Genomic DNA, 9,352 nt, shown 5'->3' on the forward strand with positions numbered 1-9,352 from the left:
TTTAAGGCTTTTTTGTTCTGTCTTATTTCATTCTTATCTTAATAAAACAAGCTATTTCAAAAATATTTTCCATATATTTGTACCAAACTAGTTCTTCTCATTTTTTCATAGCTCACTTTACACTACCCAACTTCCTTAACAATCAACTTTAACCTATATCTAGATTATAAACCATAAATTTACACATTGCTATGAAAAAATAGTCCACCAGACAAGGTGGACGGCAACATTTTATTATAGGTCGTTTTGGCCTCTACAATTTGTTAGCATCTGTATAAGAGTTTATGTATTAACTTGATTCGCTATGTAAAAAATTAGGATTTGTTAATATCTCACATCTATACCTAAGCATTCGTCTTTAATGTCAAAACTAGTGCAATCATTTGTTAGATATAAAACCAAATGATTAGTGTCATTTTCTTGGTTTTCAAGTGTATCATTCAAACATTGCATTGTATCGTCGCATAGAATTAATTTTCAGATACGTTTCTCATCCAAACGCAAAAACTGATTATATGAATGACTATATTCATCTGGAATTTTTCCACCCAATGGTATAATAAACGAATTATTCAGTTTTTCATTTGTATCAGCATTAATAGTGAGATCATTAATCTCACCGAATTTATTTAACTCCTCACGAAATCTGTAGATAAAATCATTATTATCCAAACATTCATTTCTTGATTCAATTTCATACTTTACTTCAGGTACCCTTTTTGTTTTGAAAAACATTTCTCAACCTCCCATATAATCTTTTAATGTGCATTCATAATTAACAATCCAACAAAAAATTAACCGCCTGATTTATTTAATTTAATGAACAGTACAATATAAGTTAAGCAAATGTGAACTAGCGTTTTTTAATACCTTTAGCAAGTAAAAATTCTCCACTATCAACCATTGTAGGTTTTGTATATGTTTCAATCTCAATTTGTAATATTGTATTAAATGCTTTTTTATCTTTCCCCAATTCCTCAACTGATTGAGAATTACCACAACTAAAGCATGGACTCCCCCCTAAACTAATTTTATCAAATCCATTTTCCATTATTAAGCTATTAAGTTCTACAGCCTCAAAAAAGTGTCTCGCAGGTTGATTAACTTTCTCATGTTTAGGTAAATCGCCAGTTTTCATAACTTTATCTATATACCAATATTCGGGATTATTAAAAAAATCAGGGTATTTATTGCCTAAAAGCATTTTAAGTATTCCCCATTTATTATTAACACTAACAAACAGAAAACCACTTTTACTTAATACCCTATTAAACTCAAGTATTGCTTTTTCTCTATTTTCAAGAACATAAGACAACGGAGCACCATAGCAAACAACCATATCAAATTCTTCATTCTTAAATTGAGATAAATCCCTAATATCTCCCTGAAATATACCTTCAATATTTTCATTAACTTTTGCCTCATTAATTTTTTCTTTAGCGATTTTAAGTTGTTCATCAGAGATATCAAACAAAGTTACATTGCACCCTCTTTTGGCAAATTCAATACTAAATCTACCTGCACCGCAGCCCGCATCAAGAATTCTCATTCCCTTTTTCAAATATTTCTCTATAAAATGCATATGTAATAGGAAGTTAATTTTACTGTACGTATTTTCTTCTAATCTATTCCACTCTCTTTCTCCATATTTATTATAAAAATCTCTTACTTCGCTTTCCATAAATATCTCCCCCTAATTAATTATCAAGAGTATTTGTATGTTACTGTAAATTTAGACATAAATCCTACTATCACTTTTTTAATAACTTACTAAACTTTGTAATCTTCTGATTCAAATCGAACTTAAATTTATTGCATTATAAATAAGAATTCATAAAGATTTATGCTTCTTACGACATTATATTCTAAATTGTTTTAGCTATAAATGATATTACTTGAGCTGCTGGAACTAATAAAATCTGAGCTAAAATCGTACCTACTATTAATCCGCCAACAATAAAAATTATACATCTATCAAACTGCAATTGAGAACATTCTCCTTTGATTACATCATCTGTTAGAATTGATATATATGGGTCGATGAATATAACCATGATTATTGTTGAAAGCCCAGTTATTACAGCAGACAATGTACTACAGGTTGTTCTTAATGCAGGATTTAAACATCCTGCATACAGTGATGCCAAAACACCAACCGTTGATATTGAAAATGCGAGCGTGTTAAGTAAAATAATTTTCTTTGGCATAGTTTTGAAACTTTTTAACTGTGACAAGTTTTCTTTTTTTGGTCTTGTAACACTATTTTTAAATTGCAATATTCCTGATTTTGAGAAACCATGTAATAATAATTTAGGTATAGAACGATTAATACTAAATGATTCCACAGCCTTACCAAAAACTTTTATAAAGGTCGGCATTAAGGCTGAGCCAATAATCGTTGCAAATGTTGTGGATAATAATATCCATCTGAATGTAGATAATAAACTTTGTGGATTTCCTGTTTTTATAGTATTTTCAATTGTTTTAGCCAATAATGGTGCTTGAACACTGTTTGCAGTTCTAGAAACTAATGCAAAAATGTTGAATACTGCAAAAGCTACTGCTATTCTTCCTGTTCTTACAGCAACAATTCTTACAGAATAAGCTAGTGTTGAAATTATTGAAATGATAACTGTAAGAATTAAAACGATTATTACTTGTGTAGACATTTACTTTCACCTCTCTATTTAAATATTAAGCAATCTATATTCCAACTGTGCTAACTAAGACAGTTAAGTTAAATGCGAAGTATTATTTAACTTTTTTAGTACTCTTTGATTAAACCTACCTTCTAATAACACAGAAATACTTGCAGGTGAAGCAGAAAAAACTGCATTATTTAACATTTCTGGTGTTAATTTTAGCCACCAGGCTATTATGTATGATAAAGCACATCCATGTGTAACAATAATTAAATTCTTTTGATTCAAATTATAAATCTTTTCCATACTTTTACTAACTCTTATAAAAAATTGTCTCCAAGTCTCTCCCCCTAAAAATGGTTCGTGGTCTATATTAAAACCTTCTGCTGGCATAGGGATTTCATTTTGTTTTACCCACTCCTTTGTTTTACCTGCTGCAATACCATTATTAATTTCTCTTAGTCCAAACTCTTCTATTATTCCTAATTTTAAATAATTATCAATGATATCAGCTGTTTGTTTTGCTCTCAATAAATCTGATGAGTACAAGGCATATTCTTCCGAACCTATTTCATTTTTCAATTTTTCACCAAGCAAATTAGCTTGTTTTTGTCCTAAATTAGTAAGTGGGGTGTTTGTCCACCCTCCTGTCAAGTTATTAATATGATGCTCAGATTGACAATGCTGTATTAGTATAATTTTTCTCATTTTATATCCCCCTTCGTAATATGAACTAACAAGCAAATGTAATTCTAATTATCTTGGGTCTGATTTTAAAATTGCATATTGAGTAATACTGCTACTAATGCTTCAGGGACAATACCTTTATTCCAATATTTTTTTGAAATGCAATAACCTATTTCTGCTTGTTCTAAATCTTCGTTTATTCTAACAGCATCAATACTCCCAATAACTTGATTCCCATTCGCTTTATATACAATGCCCCAATGGTATGTTTTATTTGAGGAATATTTATCTACCCAGATTCCCATAAGATATTTAGTAACATCTATATTAGTATGGGCTTGCCAAGATAGATGCTTTGTAACTTCGGAATCATTTGCCCAATTATTAAACATATCTGTTGCATCGTCCATAACATAAGGACGAAGAATTAACCTATTGGTTTCAAATCTTGTTGTACCTTTATGAACTAACATTTTATCTCCCCCACATAACTTATAATTAATCAAAACTATCCAAAACCATTGTAACTTTTCCGTTAAATTCCCGAATATATTTTATGATTTTTTCAGTCAATCAAAAGTGTATTAATAAGAACCTACAAGTCCATCAATTCTACTCAATTTTTTAAAATAGTTAAAAGTAACAATTCCTACTGCAAGCCAGGCTAGAGAAATTGCAGCTAATATAAAATAATCTGTCATAGGAATTACCTGTCCTATAAGAGCTTTTCTAATAAGGTCATTTCCATTTGTTAATGGTATTAAATTAATAATTGAAAATTTATTTGAAACAACCATTAATGTATTTGAAATAAACAGTAATGTATTTGAATGATGTACATTATTCTACCTATGTTTTTAAATTTCAATGTGAGTCCACCAAAAATCAATCCCATACCATACATTCCTGCAATAGTAATTAATAAAATAGCTTTAAAATTTATAGATATACCTACATGGAAAATTAAAACAGATATCGTAAGTATTATAGCTAATTCTATAAGTTCCATTAACATATAGAAAATTAGTTTTCCTATCATTAAAACATAAAATGGAATTATTGAAGTTAACTTTTGTTCCAAGGTTCCCCTTGTAGCCTCTGCTTCTATATAGGAATAGATTTAATTGTTTTAAGTTCACATACAGCAATCTATGAAATCTCTATACTCTTATCAGTATCACATACCTTCGCAATATTCCCATCATTAACCCAATATGCTTCTCCATACAATGCTGATCTATTGCCATCCACAAAAATAAATGCACCGTCCACTAACGCATAAAACGATCTTATTTTACTGTCGAGTAATGAAATGTCTTCCAAAACTCGTAGCCCGTCAACAGATAAATCTTTTACGTCTTGAAAATGTGGTAATATATTTATTTTAGTTAAATCCAAGCCATCCAAATATCTTTGATATTCTATATCGATTGCTTCACCATCTAGCTCCGGTTGTGCATAAACAACATCCGCGCAATTCATGGTTCCGGCGCTCATACCTATTATTATACCTTCGTAACTTTTCAACAATTCTTTTAAATGAATTCTGTTGAAAAATTCATTCTGAGTTGGAACATGTCCACCTGCGAGCAGTAATAAATCATAATCATATATCATATCAACAAGGTTGCTTTCATTCCTTCTGTCACAAATATCTATTTTTGCTAATGGGAGATTACTGATTCTAAATGCTTCTCTAAATACTATCTTAAAGCTATTGTTCATCTCTTCATTCTCTGGGTCAGAACTTAGTATAAGACATTTTGAATTTATTGGTAAATATTTTCTAAGTAAATTCAAAAAATTATTTGCTCCATCAAAGGCGCATGGAATTCTTATGCTATTCTCCTTATAACTTCCACCAATGCTACTTGTCAGAAATAATTTCATACTGTTCTCCTCCTAATTATTAAAAACTTAAAGTTTGCTATTTTTAATTATACCCACCTTAAAAATTACTCTTTTCTCAAAATTATTTCCCGCTCACCATTTTGCTTTGTGTTAAAATATAATATTTGTTTGCCTATAATAAGTTTTTTAATTTCTTCATTAATATAATATTTAAATATCATACCTTTTCTAAGATCATCTATATATTTAAAACTTCCATCTTCTAGTACTTCATGGCTTAATTCACTATCGTCATCCTCAATCCCATCAAAAGAAAGATATATAAGTCCATTCTTCTTTGTTATTCTAAAAAGTTCATTTAATGCTTTAATTGCTTCTGTTGTCTTAAGATGGTCAATTACTGCATGTGCAACTACTCCATCAAAGTGTTCATCTTGATATCTTATGTTGGTTATACTACATACACAAAACTCCATAAACTTGAGACCAAAATCATTAAGCATAGCCTTTGTAAGACTAACTGCTTCTTCTGAAATATCAAAACCACTGACTTTGAAATTATTTTTGCTCAAAATAGCACTATATTTTCCAAATCCACATGCAGCATCACATATATGTGAAATATTATTTTGCTTAAAAATATTTATAAATTTATACTCATAATTTAAATTTATATATTTTTTATAATCTTTAACTTCTCTACCTGTCCATACACTTCTCCAATAAGTATTCATATAATTATTTCAACCTACCCATTCAATTTTATATTTCTCCCAAGCCTAATAGTCTTCCAAAAGTACACAATTTATATATCCTATACAATTGTGTACTGTAAGTATTTTTTCAAATTACAATTTACAGGTTATAATCTTTTCTTATTATAGCTAATATAACATCATCCTCAAACTTTCCCTTCATAACACTTCTTTCTCTTACAATACCCTCTTGAAGAAAGTTAGCTTTCTTTAAAGCTTTTACAGAAGCGCCATTACCAAGGGTTACAGTGGCCTCTATCCTATTAAGATTCATGATATCAAATCCAAATTTCACTAAAACTGTTATAGCTTCAGTAGCATATCCTTTATTCCATTCATCACGATTAAATCCATACCCAATTTCACTTCTTCTTGAATCATCATTAAAACTCCCTAAGCAGCAATAACCAATAATCTTATTATCATACTTTCTTGCCACACCCCAAGTAAGCTCTTCTTTATTTTGAAATTCTTTCGCATAACGATTTATTATAGAAAGTGCATCATTCTTAGTAGCAATTGGTTTATACCAATCATATTTAGCAACTTCCGGATCACTATAAATTTTAAATATATCTTCTACATCCTCTGAAGTTACTTCCCTATACATCACTCTATCAGATTCCAATTCTGGAAATATGTCAAAACAAGATTTATTGATTTTCAATACGTTCATATTATTACTATTGTTCATTTAAACTACCCCTTTCAGAAACACTCTCCTGAGCCACGGTATCCTTCATATATCAAAGTTTGTTGCGGATTATTTCTGTTTTCATGGCTACAGGCCAATCAATTGTACCATCAACAATATTTAAACTCATCATATTTGTATAAAACTCAACACTCGTTTAGAATTAATTAAAATCATACCATTAACATCGTCCATATCAGGATAGCCTTTCTGCTTCAATTTTAATGCACCCGAAAGACACGATATATACAAATGCAATCTATAAAAACTTAATCTATCTAAATAAGATTCTTTGCAGTTAGGTATTTATAAAACTCACCAAATCTTAACTCCAAAAAACTATGTTCATATTCTATGTCAAAAAACATCGCAGACTCTATGTCAATTAAATAAGTATTGAGATGTTCATCTACAAAAACATGAAATTCCTTTTGCTTTTGTCGATATAGTATATTATTGGTGTGCGAATTCCATTTTGAATAAGAAACTTATTGTTTAATTCAAACAAATCTGCCCCATTTGACTCAAATACAATATTGTCTTTTGTTTCTTCATTAAAATAGTTCATCGAATTGTCCCAAACATAAAGAATACAACAAAAGTTCTGATCACATTCTATTTTATATGTTACTTTTCGTGCGCCTCCATAAATTCTCATAATATGGAGTACACTGTAGTTTATCCCTGAATTTTCTGTTAATAGTCTTTCTAAATAATCTACTTTTATACGACAATCTTTAATCATTAAGTTCACACCTTCCATTAATATAAAATTTGCATATATTATGCTTGCAGCGTTAGTACCAATAGGTAAATTATAAGTAACTACTAGAAGTATACGGTAATTATAACTTAAATTTCAAGTATAAGGAATTAAATTGTCTAAAATGGTTATCTACCTTTACGTGTCGCGATTCTTGTATTTATAAAATAGGGTATCCTATCACCATTTATGTCTAATATAGCATATGGATTCCTTTTCTAATATATTAAACCCCACATCATTAGATATGGGGTTGTGAACTGTCGTAAGTGGTATATTTTTACTACCCTTTTGTCTATTTCTAATGCTATTGGAAGGAGCTTCAAACAAAGTCATTTCATGTTCCATATAGATTATCTCCCTTCTTATAAATACTCGACAACCATTTAATAATACTATGTGATTTTATAAAAAGATTTAAATTTCTAACAATTCATTTAATGATCTAATTATAGGATACTTGCTAATAAGGTCTTGCGTGTCATATCTGTCAATTAATATTGGAATCATTCCAAATTCTTCTGCTGCTACAAGGTTTGATTCACTATCATCTATAAATATCGCTTCCTGTGGCTTGATATTTAATTCTTCAATAGCTATTTTGAATAAAATCTTTTCTTTTTTATAGGAACCATAAACAGATGACATTATGAAAGTCGAAAAATATTGTTTTAAATTCTTATTTATAAATACTCTTTCTAATGATGGCCAAGTATCTGAAACTACTCCTAGTAAATACTTTTCTTTTAGCTTCACTAATGACTGCTCTACATCATCAAAGAATAAAAATTTTTCGTCATTATAAACATTATCACGTGCTAAAAGTTCAATAATTTGATTATTAATGCTAGGATATTTAATCTCCCTTAATACAATTTCATAAAACTCTTTAAACATAGAAAATTCTTGCTCTTCTGATTCAACTAATAGTATTTTGTTAATATGCTCACATGCTTTTGTTATTGCATTATCTAATTGTTTTTCTGTATAAATAAATTTTGAGTTTGCAATAATATTTTTGAAATTAGGTGTAATAAACCAATGTCCTGTGCTAGGTATATTTAACGTACGACCTGAATCAAATAAAATTGCTTTAATACCATTCATCTCCATTATTCTTCCTCCACATAAGTTTTATTGAAAATATCAGATTAATCTACTATTCCATATTGCCGACGTTTTAAGTTTCTTAGTATACTAAATCCATTAACTATCCCTTTTACTGCATCAATTACTTCCTAGGGCCTATCATTCTGTATATAATTGTCCAACATGATTGTCTACGTTTATATCAAACTGACTATATTCTGATAAATCTTTTATATACCTGAAAAAGCTGAAATCCGGGTCATATTTGTTTTTATCGATTTCTAAATACCCAACTGCAAATGCAGGATCATCAAAACAAAACTAATCTCCCTTTTGATACCATTTTGTCATCTTTGATTTTTATAGCTTTATCCATTCCCTCTGGGCCAGAATAGATATCAATCTCTGTTGTTTCTTTATACATTTCTTCAAACTTAGGTATCTCAGAATTTTTCACTTCGATTACTTTTTCCTGAGTAGTCTGATTTATTATTGCTTTTTCCTCATTCTCTTTATTTTTCACTGAATTACAACCTGTTAGAACGATAAATATACCAATAATACTCACAGTTGTTATTATATTTTTATGCATTGCACCCCTCCTTAAGTAACATATCGTCCTTCAAAATACCATTTTGAATTAATGAAATACTCTTCTCTCTCTTGGCATAGTAAATAAAGCCCATAAAATCCCCCGATAAACGAAATATTAGACCCTCTTTTATTATTCATTAAATATCACCTCATTGAACTACCCATGACTAAAAGTCACGGGATTCCTGATTCAACGAACATAGCCTTAACTCTTACGAGTTAATGGTCTAACATGTTCTCCTACAAAAGAAATACTTTTGTTCTTCTGCTAATTAGA

Annotated in this window: 14 protein-coding genes; all 14 read right to left on the minus strand. The window is 29.5% G+C overall.

All coding sequences use genetic code 11. The features are described 5' to 3' along the window. Positions 1 to 477: 477 nt before the first annotated feature. Positions 478 to 735: a hypothetical protein gene (locus tag ACREVU_RS08725; protein WP_431551217.1), complete on the minus strand. Its 258-nt coding sequence runs from the start codon at positions 733 to 735 to the stop codon at positions 478 to 480. Between the two features lie 118 nt (positions 736 to 853). Continuing rightward, on the minus strand, positions 854 to 1,681 hold the full coding sequence (locus ACREVU_RS08730; RefSeq protein ID WP_431551218.1) for a class I SAM-dependent methyltransferase: 828 nt from the start codon (positions 1,679 to 1,681) through the stop codon (positions 854 to 856). A gap of 184 nt (positions 1,682 to 1,865) precedes the next feature. Then, the gene (locus ACREVU_RS08735; RefSeq protein ID WP_431551219.1) at positions 1,866 to 2,669 is read right to left on the minus strand and encodes a lipid II flippase Amj family protein; all 804 of its coding nucleotides are present in this window, start codon (positions 2,667 to 2,669) and stop codon (positions 1,866 to 1,868) included. 63 nt (positions 2,670 to 2,732) lie between these two features. After that, entirely contained in the window at positions 2,733 to 3,350 is a 618-nt protein-coding gene (locus ACREVU_RS08740) for a histidine phosphatase family protein (protein ID WP_431551220.1), read from the minus strand. Between the two features lie 65 nt (positions 3,351 to 3,415). After that, on the minus strand, positions 3,416 to 3,802 hold the full coding sequence (locus tag ACREVU_RS08745) for a GNAT family N-acetyltransferase (RefSeq protein WP_431551221.1): 387 nt from the start codon (positions 3,800 to 3,802) through the stop codon (positions 3,416 to 3,418). Positions 3,803 to 3,913: 111 nt separating this feature from the next. Further along, complete coding sequence (locus ACREVU_RS08750) at positions 3,914 to 4,126, minus strand: hypothetical protein (RefSeq protein ID WP_431551222.1); 213 nt, start codon at positions 4,124 to 4,126, stop codon at positions 3,914 to 3,916. Continuing rightward, entirely contained in the window at positions 4,126 to 4,410 is a 285-nt protein-coding gene (locus tag ACREVU_RS08755) for a hypothetical protein (protein ID WP_431551223.1), read from the minus strand. The genes ACREVU_RS08750 and ACREVU_RS08755 overlap by 1 nt, the downstream gene beginning before the upstream one ends. 68 nt (positions 4,411 to 4,478) lie before the next feature. Next, the gene (locus tag ACREVU_RS08760) at positions 4,479 to 5,219 is read right to left on the minus strand and encodes a Type 1 glutamine amidotransferase-like domain-containing protein (RefSeq protein ID WP_431551224.1); all 741 of its coding nucleotides are present in this window, start codon (positions 5,217 to 5,219) and stop codon (positions 4,479 to 4,481) included. Between the two features lie 65 nt (positions 5,220 to 5,284). Further along, positions 5,285 to 5,914, minus strand: coding sequence for a class I SAM-dependent methyltransferase (locus ACREVU_RS08765; RefSeq protein ID WP_431551225.1), 630 nt, complete (start codon positions 5,912 to 5,914; stop codon positions 5,285 to 5,287). A 121-nt stretch (positions 5,915 to 6,035) separates the two neighbouring features. Further along, complete coding sequence (locus ACREVU_RS08770; protein WP_431551226.1) at positions 6,036 to 6,629, minus strand: GNAT family N-acetyltransferase; 594 nt, start codon at positions 6,627 to 6,629, stop codon at positions 6,036 to 6,038. Between the two features lie 409 nt (positions 6,630 to 7,038). After that, positions 7,039 to 7,374 carry a hypothetical protein gene (locus ACREVU_RS08775; protein ID WP_431551227.1) on the minus strand — a complete coding sequence of 112 codons (336 nt, stop codon included), beginning with the start codon at positions 7,372 to 7,374 and terminating at the stop codon, positions 7,039 to 7,041. A gap of 198 nt (positions 7,375 to 7,572) precedes the next feature. Further along, a complete protein-coding gene (locus tag ACREVU_RS08780; RefSeq protein ID WP_431551228.1) occupies positions 7,573 to 7,740 on the minus strand; it encodes a hypothetical protein in 168 nt (55 codons plus the stop codon). A 69-nt stretch (positions 7,741 to 7,809) separates the two neighbouring features. Next, on the minus strand, positions 7,810 to 8,505 hold the full coding sequence (locus ACREVU_RS08785) for an HAD family hydrolase (protein ID WP_431551229.1): 696 nt from the start codon (positions 8,503 to 8,505) through the stop codon (positions 7,810 to 7,812). A 286-nt stretch (positions 8,506 to 8,791) separates the two neighbouring features. Beyond that, on the minus strand, positions 8,792 to 9,073 hold the full coding sequence (locus tag ACREVU_RS08790; protein WP_431551230.1) for a hypothetical protein: 282 nt from the start codon (positions 9,071 to 9,073) through the stop codon (positions 8,792 to 8,794). Between the last annotated feature and the right edge of the window lie 279 nt (positions 9,074 to 9,352).

Origin of the sequence: Clostridium sp. (assembly GCF_050717535.1) — a bacterium.
GTDB lineage: Bacteria > Bacillota > Clostridia > Clostridiales > Clostridiaceae > Clostridium_AD.

What these genes read in the sequence shown, in the direction of transcription:
- ACREVU_RS08750 (WP_431551222.1), bottom strand. Translation starts at nt 4,126, where the DNA reads ATGGTTGTTTCAAATAAATTTTCAATTATTAATTTAATACCATTAACA.
- ACREVU_RS08725 (WP_431551217.1), bottom strand. Translation starts at nt 735, where the DNA reads ATGTTTTTCAAAACAAAAAGGGTACCTGAAGTAAAGTATGAAATTGAA.
- ACREVU_RS08785 (WP_431551229.1), bottom strand. Translation starts at nt 8,505, where the DNA reads ATGGAGATGAATGGTATTAAAGCAATTTTATTTGATTCAGGTCGTACG.
- ACREVU_RS08765 (WP_431551225.1), bottom strand. Translation starts at nt 5,914, where the DNA reads ATGAATACTTATTGGAGAAGTGTATGGACAGGTAGAGAAGTTAAAGAT.
- ACREVU_RS08740 (WP_431551220.1), bottom strand. Translation starts at nt 3,350, where the DNA reads ATGAGAAAAATTATACTAATACAGCATTGTCAATCTGAGCATCATATT.
- ACREVU_RS08775 (WP_431551227.1), bottom strand. Translation starts at nt 7,374, where the DNA reads ATGATTAAAGATTGTCGTATAAAAGTAGATTATTTAGAAAGACTATTA.
- ACREVU_RS08790 (WP_431551230.1), bottom strand. Translation starts at nt 9,073, where the DNA reads ATGCATAAAAATATAATAACAACTGTGAGTATTATTGGTATATTTATC.
- ACREVU_RS08735 (WP_431551219.1), bottom strand. Translation starts at nt 2,669, where the DNA reads ATGTCTACACAAGTAATAATCGTTTTAATTCTTACAGTTATCATTTCA.
- ACREVU_RS08760 (WP_431551224.1), bottom strand. Translation starts at nt 5,219, where the DNA reads ATGAAATTATTTCTGACAAGTAGCATTGGTGGAAGTTATAAGGAGAAT.
- ACREVU_RS08770 (WP_431551226.1), bottom strand. Translation starts at nt 6,629, where the DNA reads ATGAACAATAGTAATAATATGAACGTATTGAAAATCAATAAATCTTGT.
- ACREVU_RS08730 (WP_431551218.1), bottom strand. Translation starts at nt 1,681, where the DNA reads ATGGAAAGCGAAGTAAGAGATTTTTATAATAAATATGGAGAAAGAGAG.
- ACREVU_RS08745 (WP_431551221.1), bottom strand. Translation starts at nt 3,802, where the DNA reads ATGTTAGTTCATAAAGGTACAACAAGATTTGAAACCAATAGGTTAATT.
- ACREVU_RS08780 (WP_431551228.1), bottom strand. Translation starts at nt 7,740, where the DNA reads ATGGAACATGAAATGACTTTGTTTGAAGCTCCTTCCAATAGCATTAGA.